Source organism: Herbaspirillum sp. Sphag64 (assembly GCF_014192645.1).
In the GTDB taxonomy this organism is placed as follows: Bacteria; Pseudomonadota; Gammaproteobacteria; order Burkholderiales; family Burkholderiaceae_D; genus Herbaspirillum.
This window is the reverse complement of record NZ_JACHYE010000006.1, coordinates 134,795-153,694: the sequence shown is the minus strand read 5'-3', so window position 1 is coordinate 153,694 and position 18,900 is coordinate 134,795. Positions and strand designations below refer to the sequence as shown.

16 protein-coding genes are annotated in these 18,900 nt (G+C 54.4%); 7 read left to right on the top strand and 9 right to left on the bottom strand.

The window, feature by feature from the left end:
- Window positions 1-45: 45 nt before the first annotated feature.
- The 3 genes from FHW66_RS12040 to FHW66_RS12030 form a co-directional block, all read right to left on the bottom strand.
- A complete protein-coding gene (locus tag FHW66_RS12040) occupies window positions 46-1,698 on the bottom strand; it encodes an EAL domain-containing protein (protein WP_183380042.1) in 1,653 nt (550 codons plus the stop codon).
- A gap of 266 nt (window positions 1,699-1,964) precedes the next feature.
- Entirely contained in the window at window positions 1,965-2,681 is a 717-nt protein-coding gene (locus FHW66_RS12035; protein ID WP_183380041.1) for a glutamine amidotransferase, read from the bottom strand.
- Window positions 2,682-2,781: 100 nt separating this feature from the next.
- A complete protein-coding gene (locus FHW66_RS12030; RefSeq protein ID WP_183380040.1) occupies window positions 2,782-3,222 on the bottom strand; it encodes a bacteriohemerythrin in 441 nt (146 codons plus the stop codon).
- Between the two features lie 271 nt (window positions 3,223-3,493).
- Between FHW66_RS12030 and FHW66_RS12025 the strand changes: the two genes are divergently transcribed.
- The gene (locus tag FHW66_RS12025) at window positions 3,494-4,318 is read left to right on the top strand and encodes a universal stress protein (protein WP_183380039.1); all 825 of its coding nucleotides are present in this window, start codon (window positions 3,494-3,496) and stop codon (window positions 4,316-4,318) included.
- On the opposite strand, the gene FHW66_RS12020 is transcribed toward FHW66_RS12025, so the two are convergent.
- Window positions 4,281-4,952 carry a DNA-3-methyladenine glycosylase I gene (locus tag FHW66_RS12020; RefSeq protein WP_370543453.1) on the bottom strand — a complete coding sequence of 224 codons (672 nt, stop codon included), beginning with the start codon at window positions 4,950-4,952 and terminating at the stop codon, window positions 4,281-4,283. The two genes, FHW66_RS12025 and FHW66_RS12020, sit on opposite strands and share 38 nt — an antisense overlap.
- Before the next feature lie 136 nt (window positions 4,953-5,088).
- On the bottom strand, window positions 5,089-6,102 hold the full coding sequence (locus tag FHW66_RS12015; RefSeq protein WP_183380038.1) for a threo-3-hydroxy-L-aspartate ammonia-lyase: 1,014 nt from the start codon (window positions 6,100-6,102) through the stop codon (window positions 5,089-5,091).
- Between the two features lie 266 nt (window positions 6,103-6,368).
- On the opposite strand from FHW66_RS12015, the gene FHW66_RS12010 reads away from it, so the two are divergent.
- Window positions 6,369-7,202 (top strand): PAS domain-containing protein, encoded by an 834-nt coding sequence (locus FHW66_RS12010; RefSeq protein ID WP_183380037.1) that lies wholly within the window; start codon window positions 6,369-6,371, stop codon window positions 7,200-7,202.
- Between the two features lie 261 nt (window positions 7,203-7,463).
- Window positions 7,464-8,258, top strand: coding sequence for a fumarate/nitrate reduction transcriptional regulator Fnr (fnr, locus tag FHW66_RS12005; protein WP_183380036.1), 795 nt, complete (start codon window positions 7,464-7,466; stop codon window positions 8,256-8,258).
- A gap of 107 nt (window positions 8,259-8,365) precedes the next feature.
- On the opposite strand, the gene hemN is transcribed toward fnr, so the two are convergent.
- Entirely contained in the window at window positions 8,366-9,835 is a 1,470-nt protein-coding gene (gene hemN, locus FHW66_RS12000) for an oxygen-independent coproporphyrinogen III oxidase (protein WP_183380035.1), read from the bottom strand.
- A 329-nt stretch (window positions 9,836-10,164) separates the two neighbouring features.
- Here hemN and FHW66_RS11995 point away from each other — a divergent pair, with 329 nt between their 5' ends.
- Both FHW66_RS11995 and FHW66_RS11990 read left to right on the top strand, forming a co-directional pair.
- On the top strand, window positions 10,165-10,785 hold the full coding sequence (locus tag FHW66_RS11995) for an OmpW family protein (protein ID WP_183380034.1): 621 nt from the start codon (window positions 10,165-10,167) through the stop codon (window positions 10,783-10,785).
- Window positions 10,786-11,015: 230 nt separating this feature from the next.
- Complete coding sequence (locus FHW66_RS11990; RefSeq protein ID WP_255458939.1) at window positions 11,016-12,113, top strand: fatty acid desaturase; 1,098 nt, start codon at window positions 11,016-11,018, stop codon at window positions 12,111-12,113.
- 85 nt (window positions 12,114-12,198) lie between these two features.
- Here FHW66_RS11990 and FHW66_RS11985 read toward each other — a convergent pair whose 3' ends face one another.
- Window positions 12,199-14,595: a DUF3141 domain-containing protein gene (locus FHW66_RS11985; protein WP_183380033.1), complete on the bottom strand. Its 2,397-nt coding sequence runs from the start codon at window positions 14,593-14,595 to the stop codon at window positions 12,199-12,201.
- A 263-nt stretch (window positions 14,596-14,858) separates the two neighbouring features.
- On the opposite strand from FHW66_RS11985, the gene FHW66_RS11980 reads away from it, so the two are divergent.
- Complete coding sequence (locus FHW66_RS11980; RefSeq protein WP_183380032.1) at window positions 14,859-15,737, top strand: HDOD domain-containing protein; 879 nt, start codon at window positions 14,859-14,861, stop codon at window positions 15,735-15,737.
- 10 nt (window positions 15,738-15,747) lie between these two features.
- Here the strand turns inward: FHW66_RS11980 and FHW66_RS11975 are convergent, their stop codons facing one another.
- Window positions 15,748-16,347, bottom strand: coding sequence for a TMEM175 family protein (locus FHW66_RS11975; RefSeq protein ID WP_183380031.1), 600 nt, complete (start codon window positions 16,345-16,347; stop codon window positions 15,748-15,750).
- A 66-nt stretch (window positions 16,348-16,413) separates the two neighbouring features.
- On the bottom strand, window positions 16,414-16,845 hold the full coding sequence (locus FHW66_RS11970; RefSeq protein ID WP_255458938.1) for a CBS domain-containing protein: 432 nt from the start codon (window positions 16,843-16,845) through the stop codon (window positions 16,414-16,416).
- 294 nt (window positions 16,846-17,139) lie between these two features.
- Between FHW66_RS11970 and FHW66_RS11965 the strand changes: the two genes are divergently transcribed.
- Window positions 17,140-18,900, top strand: a complete 1,761-nt coding sequence (locus FHW66_RS11965) for a methyl-accepting chemotaxis protein (RefSeq protein ID WP_183380117.1) — start codon at window positions 17,140-17,142, stop codon at window positions 18,898-18,900.

The window sequence follows — 18,900 nt, the reverse complement described above, 5'->3', positions numbered from 1 at the left end:
CGGCGCATGACGATGAGGTACCAATGCCATGCATTGGTACCTTTTTTATGCAGATGCGGTAGATGATGCCGTCGTGGCAACTGAGGTTTCTGTGGCAACCTGTGTTGTCGATACCATTTTCCGACGTAACTCATCAATCAGCATGGGCTTGGCGAACAACCATCCCTGCGCCAGCTGAACCCCTTTTTCCCGCAGATAATCGGCCTGCTCTTGCGTTTCCACGCCTTCCGCCACCATCTGCAGATTCAAGGATCTGGCAATAGAGATGATATGTGCAACCACATCGCTCGTTGCCGATTCGGTACCGATGGTGTCAACGAAGGCCTTGTCGATCTTGAGACAATCCAGTTCCAGGGTATTGAGATAGGAAAGGCTCGAATAGCCGGTGCCAAAATCATCAATTGCTACCGAAATGCCACGCCCCCGCAATTCACGTAAATTTTGCCTGGTCGCTTCGGTATTGGTAAACTCGCGCTCGGTCAGCTCGATGATCAGGTTACGCTCGGCAATACCGGCTGAGATCAGTGATTGATGCAAGGCTGCTGCGAGCCCTTCCTTTTGCAAGTCATCCGCGGACATGTTGATGGCAAGGTGAAAATCAGGATCTTTACGCAATAGGCTGGGAAAATCGCGTAACGCCATTTCCAGGACGCGCTCGGTCACCTTGACGATCAGATTATTGCGTTCAGCCAATGGAATAAATACCAGAGGGCTGATCACTTCGCCATTGGGTCTCTTCCAGCGCAATAACGCCTCGGCACCGACCCATTTTCCGGTTTGCAGGTCGATCACAGGTTGATAAACCAAATGAAATTCGTTCTTGCGGATCGCCTGCTTGAGGAGCGACAGCAGTGAGAGCTTGTGTTTGCTCAGTTTGAAGATGAGCCAGGCCGCCAGAAAGCCGATGACAACCCCAAGCGGCACCAGCCAGAATGCCAGGCCACGTGAATTCTCGCTGATGTAGTTGGCTGGCAAGGCCGCATACGCGGCGTAGGTATAACGTTCTGAACGCTTGATGGCGACCACGTATCTGCCATCAAACCATTTGAACTCGCTATGCGAACCCAGCTTGTCAACCCATTGCGGATCAAAATAGCCTTGCTGGAACAAGGTCTTCCGGGTTGGTAGCATGATGATGCCGACGTCGATATCGCTGCCATCGAGCTTCACATCGGTCGCCAGCTCAGGGTGTACCAGGGCTCCGTATCCAGTGTTGCTATCAACAGTCAGGCGAAACGTCGACGCGTGATCAAATGGCATTTTGACCCGCTTGCGTACATCAAAACCGATCATATTAGCAAAATCAGGCTTGCCAACATCAATACCAGTACCAAATCTGCCGTAAGACGAACACATCAACTTGTTATTCGCCACGTAGACAACATCCGTGACATGATCAAACTGAAAGGCTAGTGAGCGCATCAAGGCAATATTCTCGCCCGAACACGGCTCCTGGGCATTGACCTGTTTGAGGAGATTGACAATCTGGATTACTTGCGAAGAAATATCCTGGCTGCGGCGCAATACCTCACCGGCAATCAGAGAAGCGCGATTAAGCTCGGTCTGCAGGCTCTGGCGCTGACTGATCACGAGCGATAAACCAATCGGCACGCTGATCGCAATCACCGTCACCACGGCAACCAGAAGCATGACGATACGCTCTCTGGCAGAGGGGTCTCTTACATAAGGAATTGACATAGCTGAACAGTCAGCCTTTATCGATACGGCTTGAGCATGCAATAGCATGACGGCAGGCGGTCAGCGTAATGCTGTGGGCTGAATCTGATCTTGCACATTCGGGGTCTCCCCTTGTCAAGGTATCTGTTGTTCTATTGAATGCGAACACTCACCGCATGCTGGGTATCTTCTCAGATTTTTGACACTTCCGAAATACCTGTATTTCGGAAAAGCAACAGCCCCCGGATTATGTAACGTTGAATAGCGTAACCTTGACTCGGACGCGACTACAGCCCCTTCACAAACCGCAACAACAGATTCACTGCATAAGGTGTTGGCGCCAGCTGGTCGAGCATGGCGCTGACGTTCATGCCTTCAGCGATATAAGTTTCCGTGCGGCGTGCGATGCAGGCGCGCATGATCTGCGGTGTAAATTCGGGATGAAACTGGAACGACAGCGCGTTTGGCGCGTAACGCAAAATCTGATGTGGATCCTGCTCCGAGAAAGCCAATATTTTGGCCTGTGCCGGCGGCGTTAACACTGTTTGCTCATGGGAGACGTTGGCCAAGAAAGCCGGTGGCGCATCAGCAAAAAAGTGATCCGCATGGGCCGTATCCGTGAAAGTAATCGGCGCCAGTCCGACCTCCCGGCCACGCGGGTTGTAGGCAACAACACCACCCAGGGCGTGCGCTATCAGTTGATGGCCGTAACAGATACCAAGCAAGCGACGCCCACTTGCAATTACACCGGGAATCCATGCGGCAACCGCCTCACTCCAGCCTTCTCGATCGGTCACCATGGACCAGGAGCCACTGATAATGGCGACATCAAACTGCGCCGGGGATGGTAAGGCCTCTCCCAGAAAGGGTTGCACTACATCAACATGACAGTCCGCGCCATCGAGTGCCTCCAGGAACCACTTTGCCTGTTCGCCAACACGTTGCTGGACTGTTGCTGGTGGATGCCCCATTTGTAGAATGACCACGCGCTGCTTGACTGCCATGCTTTCTCTCCGTTTGCCACTGGTGCCCATCTACCTTTCGTCAGCGGTTGCGACGATGCAATAACAGGTGGCGCGAAGATTACACCGAATATCTTACTCCTCAAAATAGTTGCTTACCGGGCTGACTGACTACAGGTGCAATAGTCGCCGTTTGCGTATCCGTGGAATGAATCGCTTCGATCAGTGGCTTGTCCATCTTGACCAGGTGACCAAGGAACCAGTGCGGCAACATCTTCAGTACCTGGCGCGCCAGCTCGTAATTGCCATCCAGTGCCGACGGCACCACATGATGCAAGGCACTGAGTAGTTTGGCGTGATGTTCGCGATGCTCATGAAGCGCAGGGAAGTCGAGTTGCTCCATGATCACTTCCTCCTCGCGAAAATCGGCTTCCAGCAGCGCAATAACGCGTTGCAGTCGCCAGCCGATCTCTGTATCGGGCGCAATCATTAGCGTGGAAAGCTCCTCAATGATGGCCTGATGCGCAAGATCCATCCCGGCAATGCCTGAATGCAGATGCGATATGCAATTGCGAGCTTCCATGGTGCAGTTCCCGGTTATCGAATCGATTTCTGTGATGCTTTTTTCTACTTCAGAATTGACTCTAAGCAGATCGCATCTGGCGCAGTTGATCCATGTCAAACAGAACCGAATTCATGCGCTCTTTTACACTCTCTGTGTGAACATTCACCACAGAGTGAATTGGCTCTGATGAAGATTTGACACAGGTCAATCCTGGTCGCCGTTGACGGTGCTATGGTAACCATGACATCAAGCTCTGACCAACCCAGCCTCTACCTTCAAAGGTGAACTCATGTCTTACAAAACGATTGTTGTGCATGTTGACCAATCCCGCCATGCGGCCGCCCGGATTCGTCTGGCCGCAGAAATTGCTATCGCCGAAGAGGCGCATCTGGTGGGCGCGGCCATGACCGGGATTTCCCGCTTTATTTATCCTGATGGCACAGTTTCCCTCGATCTGGTGCTGCAGGAGCTGCGTGATGCAGCGCAAAAGGATCTCGACAAGTTCGAGCAAATTGTCAAGCAGGCTGGCGTGACTTCGTATGAGCGGCGTCTCACCGAGGATGATGCCGCTGGCGGATTAGCGCTGCAGGCTCGCTATGCCGATCTGGTGATTGTCAGCCAGACTGATCGCGATGAAGTCGGTGATGGCGGCCCCAGTGACCTGCCCGAATATGTCTTGCTCAACACCTCGCGGCCACTCCTGATCGTGCCTCATGCAGGCCGTTATGAAAAACCCGGCCGGCATGTCTTGATCGCCTGGGATGGCAGCATGGAAGCCACCCGTGCCGTCAGTAATGCCCTGCCCGCTCTCAGGCGGGCCAAACAGGTCACGGTTGCCTTGTTCAATGTCCCGCGCTATGGCATTGTGCACGGCCAGGAACCGGGTGCCGATATTGCTCTTTACCTGGCGCGGCATGGCGTCAAGGTCAACGTCAGTAACGAATTTACTGACATTGATATCGGCAATGCCCTGCTCTCACTAGCTGCCGACAAGGGCGCCGATTTACTGGTCATGGGTGGCTACGGACATAGCCGATTCCGTGAGGTATTGCTGGGTGGCGTCACACAGACTATCCTCAAGACGATGACGCTGCCGGTGATGTTGTCTCATTAACCAGCGACTTAGCCAGCGCCTTCGCCAGCTCCACCTCAGTGCGGCAGACACAGCCACTGAGGTGGTCGTTGATCATCCCGACGGCCTGCATCATTGCGTACATGGTGGTCGGCCCGACAAAACTCCAGCCGCGCTGCTTGAGTGCATCAGATAACTGATGCGAGGCTTCAGAGGTCGTGTTGCTACGCCACTGCTCCAGCGTCACTTCCCTGCTGAGCTGATCAACGTTCGGCGCAAATTGCCAAAGCCAGTCCGATAATGACCCTGCCTCGTCCACCAGTTGACAGGCGCGCCGCGCGTTGTTGATGGTAGACAAGATCTTGGCGCGATTACGCACGATACCCGGGTTGGACAGCAACCGCACAACATCGGCATCGTCATACGCCGCAACGCGGCGGAAATCAAAACCATCAAACGCAGCACGAAAATGCTCCCGTTTGCGCAAGATGGTGATCCAGGCCAGCCCGGATTGAAATCCCTCCAGGCAGATTTTCTCGAACAGCAGGCGGTCATCCGTGAGCGGTCGTCCCCACTCAAGATCATGGTAGCGCTGATACTCTGGCTGCTCAGTGCGCCAGTAGCAATAAGGACGGCCATCGTCACCGAGGATGAGGCCGGTTTCAGGCATGCTCATGGCAAAATTTTCCGCATCTGTGCAAAGGCTAGTAGAGAGATCAATATCAGGAACACGAGGAACATCAGGTAAATCTGCAATAGCATGCAGCAAAACCTCACGGACCGCATGACACACTCACCGGATGCTCTTGCGCTCAGGCAAAATAGGCCCCCAGTCTGCTCAGATCGACATTGCCACCGCTGACGATGACGCCTACCCGCTGACCGTGCAACTGCTCTTTAAGCAACTGTGCACCTGCCAATGACAGACATCCGGTCGGTTCCACCACCATCTTCATGCGTTCGGCATAGAAACGCATGGATTTGATCAACATGTCATCGCTAACAGTGACGATGTCAGCCACATCGCGAGCAATAATTGGAAATGTATACTGCCCCAGCGACTGCGTTTGCGCGCCATCGGCGATCGTGGTCGGTACCTCAATGCGGATGATACGGCCGGCGCGCAATGACTGTTGCGCATCGTTTGCAGCTTCTGGCTCCACCCCAAAGGTCCGACAGTGCGGCGCGACATGACGTGCTACCAGCAGGCTACCGGCCAGCAACCCGCCACCGCCCAGACACACCAGCAAGGCATCCAGTGGCCCGGTTTCCTGCAGCAACTCCAGCGCAGCCGTACCCTGTCCGCTGATGACATCAGGATGATCATAAGGAGGAATCAGGGATAAGCCTTGCTCAGCCACCAAAGCTTCACACAGTTGCATCCGATCTTCCGTATGTCGATCGAACAGCACAATCCTGGCGCCATAACCCGCCGTGGCAGTGATCTTGGCTTGTGGTGCATCGGCAGGCATGACAACTGTCACTGCCACTGACAGCAGACTACCGGCCATTGCCAGTGCCTGGCCATGATTGCCGGAGGAATAGCACACGACACCTGCACGCCGCTGTTGAGCAGACAGCCTTAACAAGGCATTCATGGCACCACGAAACTTGAATGCCCCCATACGTTGAAAATTCTCGCACTTGAAGAACAACTGCGCCCCAAGCGCTTTATCCATGGTCCTGGAGCGCAACACAGGCGTGCGATGGACATAAGGTGCGATCCGCTCGGCGGCGGCCAGTACATCATCGATGTCAGGCAAAGACAACTGCTCTGGCGTCACGCAGCTCTCTGGCAACTTTTGTAATGCAATCTGTTCCGGCATGGTTTGTTCTCCGATGAGTGCTTGCTGTTGTGTATCTGCATCATCATAAACATCGATATTGCTCTCATGTAGATACAGATTGCCGCTACGGAGGCGAACAGCGTCGACAGGTTAATCGAAAATGTTTCCCCGTGGAAAATAGGGAATTTCCTGATACGCGGTCGGTGATGCACAAATTAATATCGAAGCATGGTCGTTGACTACCGGCATCAATTGGCATCTGTAATCTGCAGAACTGCCCTGATTTGTCTGCACAAGGAATCAACATGAAGAGCAACCCCTGTGAGAGCATCACCGCGATCCGCCGGCATGGCAACATGCACTTGCGGCGTCCGATACGTTCCCAGACGGCTGCGATCGATATTGCGCCTCATGCTGTGACCAACATCTCCAGTGCCATCATTGAATCAGCAGAAGATGCGATCATCACCAAAAGCCTGAGTGGCATTGTCACGACCTGGAACCCTGCAGCACAGAGGATGTTTGGCTACAGTGCAGCAGAAATGATCGGAAATGCAATGGCCAGGCTGATTCCGATTGATCGCCTGGAGGAGGAATACCAGGCTGTAGAACGCCTTTTTGCCGGTGAGCGCCTGCCATATTTTGACACCATCAGACTGCACAAAAATGGCACCGCTATTGCTGTTGCTGTCACGATATCAGCACTGCGCGACGAATCCGGCGAGTTCGCCGGCGCCATCATGATTGCACGCAACATGACTGGGGATGTGCAGCGTCGCAGCGCGGCCGAACAATGCTTGGCCATCATCGACAGTGCCGAAGATGCGATCATAAGCAAAACCCTCGATGGTCGTATCGTTAGCTGGAATCAGGCTGCACAACGACTCTTCGGCTATTGCAAATATGAAATGATCGGCCAGTTCAGTTTGCGCCTCTTGCCGCGCAACCTGCATGATGAGGAACACCTCATCATGCAGAAAATCCTGCGCGGCGAACACATTGATCACTTCGACACTGTGCGCCTACACAAAAACGGCAATGAGGTCAGAATTTCTCAGGCCATCTCGCCAATTTACAACGATACGGGCTGCATCATCGGTATCTCCAGTATCGTGCGTGACATCAGCTCAGTCCCATAGGTCCCCGCTTGTGCTTGCCGGCAAGCACCTTTCCTGCTCCCTTACACGACAAAACAAGCCTGTCCGGGCGTGGTTGCTGCATTGTTGCAGCTAGACAGCGACGTGAGTTGATCCAGATCAAGGAAGCCTGATAAACCTAGGCAATCGTACCTTCAATGCGTGGGATGTCCTCGGCTTTGCGTTATATTGAATCAACCCAATCACAGTGACGAATTGCACGACGCACTAGTGCGCCTCGTTGCGCCAACCGCCCCGACAGACATGAGCGAACTCCACCTGATCCCGCGCACGACCTCCTCTCCCGTATCGGAGGCTGCAGCGGCAGCAGCCAGATCGCAGGCGATCAAGACCAGCTGTGTTAATTGCAGCATGCACCAGTTGTGCCTGCCGATGGGACTGGACGACAACGACATGAGCCGCCTGGATGACATCATCGGGCGCCGCAAGCGGGTTGCGCGTGGTGAAAGCCTGTACCGCATGGACGATCCGTTCAAGAGCCTGTATGCCATCCGTCTTGGTCACTTCAAGACCTATCAGCTCAATCCCGGCGGCGAGCAACAGATCACTGGCTTCCAGATGGCTGGTGAATTGATGGGCATGGATGCCATCAGCACCGACCGTCATCACTGCAATGTGGAAGCACTGGAAGATAGCGAAGTCTGCGAAATCCCCTTTCACCGGCTGGAAGAACTATTTGGCGTTATTCCGACACTGTTGCGCCATTTTCATCGCATGATGAGCCAGGAAATTACACGTGAACAGAATGCGATGCTGCTGCTGGGGAACATGCGCGCCGAACAGCGCTTCGCGGCATTCCTGATCAACCTCTCCTCGCGCTATGCCATGCGCGGTTATTCGTCGACCAGTTTCCAGTTGCGCATGTCACGGGAAGACATTGGCAACTACCTCGGCCTGACCATCGAAAGCATCAGCCGCCTGGTCTCCCGCTTCAAGAAGCTCGGCTGGCTATACGTTGACAAGCGTGAAGTGGAATTGCTCGAGCCGCAACGTCTGAAGGCACTGGCTGCCGGTACCGAATTATGTCCGCTAGACTAGTTTCACGGACATAAGCAAAAGGCCACCTGTCTCGGTGGCCTTTTGTTTTTTAGCATGATGTGATGATTGCTCATCACACTTATTTTCACACGGATGGATTGGCAAAATCAGATGGTTTTGGAGTAACGCTGTAGCGGCGCACTTTGTCTGACTGTCTGCGTCACATTGCCCGATTTACGGGGTGGCGTTGGTGTGGACCGCAGATACTGATCGAACACCATGCAGATGTTACGGATCAGCAAACGCCCCTTGGCTGTCACGGTCAGCCATTCGTCGTCGAGCTGCACCAGACCATCCTGCTCAAGGGCCCGCAGACTCTCGATTTCCGCAGCGAAGTAGCTGCTGAAGGTGATCGGATAGGCCATCTCGATCGAACCCAGCGAGAGCTCGAAGTTACACATCAGACGCTGAATGATCAACCGGCGCAAAACGTCATCCATATTCAGCCGGATGCCGCGCACAATCGGCAACTCGTTTTTGTCGATGGCGTCGTAATAGGCGTCCAGCGTTTTCACATTCTGACTGTAAGTGGACGCCACTGCACTAATTGCCGAGACGCCACAGGACACCATGTCAGATTCGGCATGGGTCGAATACCCCTGGAAATTACGATGCAGGCGACCCTGTTGTTGGGCAATCGCCAGATCATCACCCGGCAAGGCGAAGTGATCCATGCCGATATAGACATAACCGGCATCGGTGAGTCTACGAATACTCAGCGCCAGCATGTCAAGCTTGGCCTCGGCACCGGGCAGATCGGCATCTTCAATACGGCGCTGTGGCTTGAACAGATGCGGCAAATGCGCATAGTTGTAGAGCGAGATGCGATCCGGCGCGGCCCGGATAACCTGCGCCAGCGTCTGCGCCATACTCATCACATTCTGATGTGGCAAGCCATAAATCAGATCGATACTGACTGACCGGTAACCCACCTTGCGCGCTGCCTGAATCAGGTCCAGCGTCATCTGTTCGGGCTGCACCCGATTAATTGCCTGCTGCACGCGTGGATCGAAGTCTTGCACCCCAAGACTAAGCCGGTTGAATCCCTGGCGACGCAGACTGGCAATGCGCTCAGGAGACACTGTCCGTGGATCTACCTCGATTGAATATTCACCGACTTGATCATCCGCAAAGCGGAACCAGCGCTGCAGATGCATCATCAGGTCACCCATCTGGGCATCCGTGATGTAGGTCGGCGTACCGCCACCGATATGCAGTTGTTCGATCTGGTTCATGCCATCAAACAGCTTGCCTTGCATCTCGATCTCATGCTTGAGGTAGCTCAGGTAAATAGCTGCCTTGTCACGGTTCTTGGTAATGACCTTGTTGCAGGCGCAGTAGTAGCAGATGTTTTCGCAGAACGGAATATGCACATACAGCGACAACGGATTGCGGCTACCGCGGGTGCGTAATCCGGCCACGGCCTGCAGGTAATCGCGATAGCCAAAGTCTTCGTGAAAACGATCCGCAGTCGGATACGAGGTATAGCGCGGGCCATTCTGGCTCAGCTTGCGGATCAGATGCGCGTCGAATTCAACAGATGGCGGGGCAACCATCGGTATTGCGGAAAACACCATATTGTTTAACTCCAGATGCCGCCGTACGACGCGCCATATCAAGGCGACAAGGCCAGTGCGAACGGTGGTGAGATTGGTGCCAGTGTAAGGATGCGCTGCCGGCGTTACCTTGACATGGATCAAACCGGGAGCGGATTAAGTGCGCGGTTGAACACCCGATCGACGATACAGCCAGGCAAACCATGTGATGACGAAGCGATGACCCTGACGCCAGAACAGGCATCAATGCTTTTTTGATCGACATCAAATTCCCTCGCCATGATCCCGCGTACATTCCGGTCATCACAGCTTTATTCACCACAACCCGCGCTACGGCGCCAACCAACAATATGAAAAAACTCGCTATTTTGCTGGCCCTTGCCAGCACTCTGTCGGCCACCGGTGTCGCCCATGCCCAAGAAGCGCAACCAAGTCCCTGGCTGATTCGTCTGCGCGCTGTCGATGTCACGCCAGACAACAAGTCTGCTCCGATCGGTGGCACTGGAGCGTCAGATCGTCTGAGCGTGAGCTCGAAGACCATTCCTGAAGCCGATATCAGCTACTTCTTCACGGCAAACTGGGCGACGGAACTGATTCTGACCTATCCACAAAAACATACCGTGAGCCTGGATGGCAGCAGCATCGGCACCTTCAAGGAATTACCACCGACCTTGCTGCTGCAATACCACTTCACGCCATCGGCTACATGGAGCCCTTACCTTGGTCTTGGTATCAACTACACCCGCATTTCCAACGTTGATCTGGCCAATGGTGCAGACACGCTGCAAGGCCACAGCTTCGGTCCGGCTATCCAGGCTGGCATCGACTACAAGATTGACGACCACTGGCTGATCAACTTCGATATCAAGAAAGTTCAGCTGCGCAGCAATGTCTATGCTTCTGGCACCCAAGTCAGCTCAGTGCATATTGATCCATGGCTGCTCGGTGTTGGTATCGGCTATCGCTTCTGATCGTCGCTCCGATTCCGGATTAAACAGGAACTAATAGCAAGCTCAGTACTTCACACGGGAAGCGAAACAGGCCTGTTTTTCCGCTTCCCCTGTGTCAGTCAAGACGGAAAACTGTTTTAAAGGCTGCCGAGAGGCCGCCCGATGTCTTATGAATGGCATCTATTGTTTACATTAAGAATAATTCTCATTAATATTTGGCAATCAACACGCTTTACATAAGGTTCACCGCAATGTCTACTGCTCCCGATCAGACACCTATCCCGCGCCACGCGCCGATGCCGCACCGCAAGATCATCCGCTCCTGGCTCGCTCCAATTGTCAAACGCAGCACGCCACTGGCATTGGCGCTGATTGCAATCGATCTGTGTCTGTTCGGTGCCGCGCTCACGGCAACGGTCTGGGTCTCCAATCTGCTTGCCAAGATCGTGCTGGGCATGGTGACCGGCTTTATCATCGGACGTCTCTTCATTCTGGGTCACGATGCCTGCCATCAGAGCCTGACCGAACATCGACGACTCAACGCCTGGCTCGGCCGGCTGGTCTTCCTGCCTTCGCTGACGCCGTATAGTCTGTGGGCTGTGGGCCACAATGTCGTGCACCATGGCTACACTAATCTGCGTGCATTTGACTTTGTCTGGCAACCACACTCGCTGGAGGAGTTCAATGCCTTGCCGCGCTGGCGGCAACGTCTGGAGAAATGTTATCGCAGTGGCTGGGCGCCCTGGCTTTATTACATGGTCGACATGTGGTGGAAGCGAATGTACTTTCCTTCGCGCAAGCAGATGCCAACCCGCCGCACCGAATTCATGGCCGATGGTGCGCTGGTCACCACTGCGGCAGCAGTGTGGATTGGCGCCTTGGCTTGGGTTGCATATCACGGCGATCAATCATTCTGGACCTTGCTGGTCACGGCGTTCATCGTACCGGTACTGTTCTGGAAAGCCATGATCGGCTTCGTCGTCTACGTGCATCACACCCATACTGAAGTGGCGTGGTACGAAGACAAAGTGGCATGGGCTGCGGCACAACCATTTGTCTCCACCACCGTGCATCTGACGTTTGGTGCCGGGATCGGCGCCGCCTTGCACCACATCATGGAGCACACTGCCCATCATGTGGACATGAGCGTACCGTTGTATCGCCTCAAGAAAGCCCAAAAGATGCTGGAAACCATGCTGCCCGGCCGCATTGTGATTCAGCGATTCTCGTGGCGCTGGTACTTCGATACCGCACGTCGCTGCAAACTGTATGACTACAAGCGTTTGTGCTGGACTGACTTCAAGGGTCGCCCCACCAGTACACCGCTGAAGATGGCTGAAGCAGCCTGAAGCAGGCGGAACCGGTCTGAAGTCGCGCTCTGGCTTCAGACAGTCAGTTTTTCAAGCGTGCTGGTGCGCGCTCATTGGTTCTCACTCACGCCGCATCGGTTCGTTTTTCGACCGCAGGTGCGGCACTTTTTTTACGACTGCCACCGGCTTTGCTGGTGGTACGGCCAGACTTCTTCACAGCAGGAACATCTGTCGCAACCGATACAGCCTTGAGAGGCACCGCCTTTGGCGGACTTTCGAGTGTCTCGGTAAGCTTGCGTGCGAGGCTGATGACTCGCTCCGGATCAACTCCCAGGGTACCAATAAGAAACTCGATGATCTCCGAGCGCGGATTGGCCAGCGTCGGCTCAATCATCATCACCGCTGCGGCCACGGCCAGTGCCCGTTCCCGCGCAGCGACGTCGGGTAGCAACTGTTCCAGTGCATTGAGCGCTTCGATCGGTGCTACAGCAGCAATGCGTGCCTGTTCCTTGAGCAGTTGTACCCAATTGGTTTGTGCTGGCACCGTCTCATTCATAGCCGGCAATTGCGCCAGCAAACGGGCCAGCCGCAGGCTACGGCGTTCAAATGCACCAATCGAAATCATGCCGGCGACCACGATACGGCACACCGCTTCAGCAAAACCACCCTCTTCAATATGCGCCAGCGCCTGCTCGCGATAGCTTCCCAACTCGTGAGCGGCACGCTCGTAGGCAACTTCGGCATCAGGCTGCGCTGGTTTGAACCAGGCACCCAGACCGGTTGGCCCGAATAGCTGACGCGTCATGCGTACCGTGCGTGCATCCCGTTGATCACGGTAGGTGTCGAGTGCTTCAACGATCTTTTGTGACACTTCCTGCTCCAGTTGCTTGAGCGGATTATCGGGGGTGACCGGCTGGCGCGCATTGCGTGCTGCGGTAGCCTGGGTACGGATGAACGGTGCCAGCGGGAAGGAATCCGAGAACAACTGGCGCTGCATGCGTAGCGGATTCATGCGGACCATATTGTCAGCCATGCTGCGCGTGGTGCTCATGCGGATCCACGGACGCACATAGGTCTTGTAGAGATTGGCATTGAACTCCGACCATTGACTGACGGTAGAGAAAATTGCTTCTTCCTCGCGCCCTTCAGGATTGATTTTGCGCAGATCATCCATGGTGCGATGCTGGTAATGCACCGTATAGTCGCCCGGCTCCAGCTGGTCCCAACGCTGTTGCTCCTTGCCGGCCTTGGCGATGAGCTTCATTTCGTACAATCCGGGGGGCAGGCTTTCGATCACGTCCAGCGAGGTGACCAGTTGATCATGCTCTTTGAGCGCAATCGCACCGCCGACAAAGATACCAAGATGGCCCACACTCTCGTGCAAGACATAAATAATGGTACGTCCGGCGGCCGAGATGGCACGCTCATCGCCCCAGGTATCGATGATCCAGTCCAGCGCCTGCGGTGGTGGCGTGATGTTATCGCCCCAGGAAGCAAAGACCACGATCGGTGCGGTGATATTGCGTAAATCAATCGGCTGGCCATTCGCCATCATGGTGCCTCGCGCCAGACGATTGCCAACAAACAGGTTTTCCACAATGGCTTCGATCTCGCTGCCGGTCATGCGGAAATAACCACCCCACCAGCGCTCGAACTCCAGAAAGCGCTGCGCTTCATTATCGACATTGGCCCACAGGTTGTAATACTTGCTCCACAAGGTATTGGACGGATTGAGCTTTTCAAAATTCTCGACCAGATAGGCGCCGTCAAAACGGTCTGCGCCGAGGTCGCTGGAGAATGACGCCAGCCAGGATCCACCGAGATTGGCACCGCTGTAGCGCATCGGATTAAGCGTCGAACTGCCGGCCCAATAAGACAATGGCGCACCAACCACCATCAACGGCCCAAACAGTTCCGGCCGACGGGCATTGAGCGCCATCATCGCCCACCCTGCCTGACAGTTACCAATCACCACTGGCTTGGCCTGACTTTGTGGATGACGACGGATGATCTCTTCCAGAAACAACGCTTCTGCTTCCATCACCGTGATCAATGTCTGCCCTTCTTCCGGCTCTGGACGGAACGTCACAAAGTAGACCGGATGTCCCGCGCGCATGGACATACCGACTTCAGAGTCAGGCTTGAAGCCGCCAATACCGGGACCATGCCCGGCACGTGGATCCACCACCATCAGTGGTCTGGCGCCGTCCTTGACTGGCATCGAGTCCGGTGGAATAAGCCTCAACAGGGCGTAGTTGCAGGGCTGTGGCAAATCATGTCCATCCATGACCAGCTCGTGCTCGAACTTCAGCAGCGGCGGCGTCCCCTGATCCAGATGTTCCAGATAATTGTTACCTCGGTCTAACAAGGTGTCGAGAAACAGATAGCTGCGCTGCACCGCATCCGTCATGTAGGCATTGATTTGATCGAGTTGCGGCATTGCCGGCCAGCTTTGCGGTTCCGCTGATGCCGATGGGTCCGATGACGCCGTCGGCTGGGCGGCTCGTTTGCGGGTTGCCATGATTCCACTCCCTTCAGGATGGTGTGACTGGCTGCAGACTGTTGCAAAATGATCGCGGTATCTTGGTCCGATGTCTTGGGCTTATGCTTCTCGCTGCCGTTTTGCAAAGACTTCTCAACAACATTATTTCGTATCATACCGACAAAACCATTAGAAAATTGTCTGATCTCTGCGACAATAAATGAGTATTAAGTCGATACGTGAAGTAAACCTTCAGCGCTGCCACCTCTGCGCCCGCAAGCGTCACTCAAGGGAGCGAACCCATGCAACTGCAAAACCTGGTTGACCAACCCAACAAACTACCGACCATACCGAAAGTCGTCGCCGAACTGATCAACAGCTTCAATGCCGAAGATGTCGCCGTGCCGACGATCGCCAAGCTGCTGGCAAGCGACGCTGCGCTGAGTGCCAAGCTGCTCAGGTTGGCCAACTCTGCCTATTTTCATGTTTCCCGTACGGTGGGCACAGTCGACGAGGCATTACGGATGCTAGGCTTCGTAATGGTGCGCAATCTGGTACTAGGTAACGGCATGGTGGCCGCTTTTCGCAATACAAAAGGTATGCAACTACCGCAATTCTGGCGCTACAACCTTTACACAGCCTGCGCCGCACGCTGGCTGGCACACCACAATGGCGATAATGGCGACAAGGCATTTACGCTGGGCATGATGCACAGTATTGGTCAGTTGCAACTGCATGCCGTGGCCGCGGCCGAGATCCAACCGCTCGATGCACAGATGAATGTGCTTGATGCCGGACGCGCCGATCTGGAGCTGCAGACATTGGGATTTCACTACGGTGATGTGTCGGCAGCGCTCGGCGAAATCTGGAATTTCCCATCACTGCTGACCAATACGCTACGTGAAATTCCCTTGCCGCTCAAGGCGACTACATTCAATCGTGATGCCGGCTGGATCCATCTCGCTGCATGGCGGGCACGAGTTGAAGTACTGGAGCTGGAGGACGAGGCCATCATTGCCAGCTATCCCGCCGCCGTTGCCAAACGCCTTAACCTGTCATCTGACTGGGTTCCGCTATTAAATTCGTCGGCGACTAATAAGATTTTTTCAGGCAAAGTGGCTGATGCAGCCATGCCCCCCTTCGCCGAGCTGGCCGCAGGTCTGGATGCAATGCTTGAGTAGCGCAGCAGCACTACTCCTTGTCGTCCCCTGCCTGTTCCTCAACAACGCGCTCGATGCGCGTGTCTGGAACCAGCCATAAAAACGCCGCGCCGATGAAAAAGGCGGCTCCTGTCCGAGAATAATCAAGCGCTGCCAGCACAATTCCCAGCAGGTACAACACCGGCGAAATCTTGCCTTTGATATCTTTACCGAGGGCATGCGCCAAAGCGCTATTGGCACCGTGATGACGGATCAGGCAGGTCTGCAGCAGGTAATAAGCGACCGCGCAACAGAACAGGTTGACCCCATACAACAGCGTCGGCCAGCGCCCGAAGTGATTTTCTCCCATCCAGGCCGTCGTAAATGGCATCAACGACAACCAGAACAGCAGATGATTATTGGACCAGAGGATGCCACCATTGACTTGCCGGATTGCCTGAAACAGGTGGTGATGATTGTTCCAGTAGATGCCAACATAGATAAAACTCAGCAAGTAACTGAGAAACACCGGCCATAAGGGTATGAGTGCGGCCAGTTCCTCACCCTGCGGCACTTTGAGTTCGAGCACCATGATGGTGATGATGATGGCCAGTACGCCATCGCTGAAGGCTTCAAGTCGATTTTTTTTCATGGAATGCTACGCGCTCTTTTCTCAGTCAACGAAATGGCGTCGCTGACTTACATCGTTCATTGTTGTTCAGGGTAAATCAGGCTTTGTATTTGCAAGATTGACGGCGTTGCTGGGATTGATCCTCAGATTTTTCAGAATATCGCGCCAGCTCACCAGACCAACAGGCCGGTTCTGCAAGTCCACCACCGGCAGGCACGAGACGTTATGGGTATTGAACAGGTGAATGGCGTCATCCACACTGGCGTCTGCGGGGAGCACCACCGGCTTCCTGGTCATGATTTGATGTACCCGTTTGTTCAGGCTGGCCAGGTCCTTTTCCGATGCGTACTGGCTGCCGATATTGGGGCTCAGCGCCTTCAACAGATCGCGATCTGACACTACCCCCAGCAACTTGCCTTCATCGACTACCAGAACATGGTGAAACTTGAGATTATCAAAAATCTCTTTCACCGTTGCCAGTTTGTCATCGAGCGTCACACTGACAACCTTGCTACTCATGATTTTGCTGATGCTGATCGGCGCCCCCATCAAACCCTCCCTCAATAAATACAGACTGCGGTCCATTCCATCCTCAATCAAACCATCTGAGCAGGTCTGCATGGAACCGCTTTGTGCGCTTTTTTATTATGCCCTGCGCACCCTGATTTCGGCAAAAACAGCGCCATACAAATTTCCAACAGACTTGCTCTGATTAAAGACCTGGGCGGCAGAAGCTGTCAAAACTACAAATACTCATGCAACGCTCATTGCACTCACTGAAACGGCACTCACTCAAATAGCGAGGGAATCATGATCCAAGCGTTCTACAACCTCCGGATTTCAACCAAGCTCCTGATCACGTTTTGCGCCGTCATTGCGCTGACGCTCATCTTAGGACTGTTTGCACTAGACCAGTTGAATCGGGTCAATACAGCATCCAGCGAGATCACGAGAAACTGGTTACCGTCGATCCGGATTGTGTCGCGACTGCAGTTGGCGGCAGCACGTAGCCGCAGCTATGAGCAACAACACGTGCTGGCAACCGACCCCGCGGAGTACCCAGATATCGAAAACAGCGCCAGCACCCAGGTGACTGCGCTACAGGCCGAGCGCAAGGCCTATGAGAGCGTCATCATCACGCCGCAGGAGAGGATCACTTATGAAGAACTGAACAAGACCATCGACGGATTTTTGGCCGACCACAAACAGATTCTTGAACTATCCCGCCGTAATCAGAAGGAGCAGGCCCGCGCATTGATGACAGGACATTCCACCCAGTACTATGTGACACTGATCGGACAGGCGGCAAAGCTGATGGATATCAATGATGACGAAGCCCATCGCGCCAGCGACATTGCCGACCATGTCTATGACAGCGCACGGCTGTGGATCACACTGATTCTGCTGTGCTGCGCCGGGCTCGGACTGCTCCTGGCAATGTGGATCGCTCGGCAAATCGCGCAACCACTCATTACCGCAGTGGCGCTAGCGCGCCGGGTTTCCATTGGCGATCTGACGGCCGATGTTCACGCCAGCAATCAGGATGAAACCGGGCAACTTCTCAGTGCGCTTGAGAATATGAGCAACAACCTCTCGAAGATTGTCGGCGGCGTGCGCGACGGCACCAACACTATTAAGACCGCCAGTGACGAAATTGCGCGCGGCAACATGGATCTGTCGACCCGAACCGAGCAACAGGCTGGCTCACTGGAAGAAACTGCCTCGGCCATGGAACAACTCACCTCGACCGTCAAACAGAATGCCAGTAACGCCAAACGTGCCAATGAACTGGCCCAGTCTGCATCGACTGTGGCTCAGGAAGGCGGCAAGGTAGTCGGACAGATGATCGAGACCATGGGCTCCATCAATGCTTCCTCTAAAAAAATTGTGGATATCATCAGCGTCATCGAAGGGATTGCCTTCCAGACCAACATTCTGGCGCTCAACGCTGCCGTCGAGGCCGCGCGTGCTGGCGAGCAAGGCCGAGGATTTGCGGTCGTGGCATCTGAAGTCCGAAGTCTGGCCCAGCGCTCCTCCACTGCCGCCAAGGAAATCAAGGTGCTCATCGATGATTCCGTCAACAAGGTCGAGGATGGCAGTAAACAGGTCGAGCAAGCCGGAACGACCATGGACGAGGTAGTCGCCAGCGTCAAGCACGTGACAGAGATCGTTGGTGAAATCAGTGTTGCCACACAACAACAAAGTGTCGGTCTCGAAGAAATCAATAAGGCCATCGTACAAATGGATGAAGTGACGCAGCAGAATGCCGCGCTGGTCGAACAAGCCGCTGCATCAGCGCAATCACTGCAAGATCAGGCGATTGAGCTGACCAAAACAGTCAGTACATTCCAACTCAAGGCAACTACTAGCGACATCGTCACGACCGACAGCGGTGCTATACGTCATCCCTCCATCGCCAAGCCAGCACTATCATCGAAGAAAGCTGTGGCACGACCGGTAAGCGCTGACGGCTTCGCTTCAGGCGCGAAAACCAAAAGCGATGCCAACACCAAAACCGTCAAACGTGCAGCACAAAGTGGGCCAATGGATAACGCTTCGTGGGAAGAATTCTGA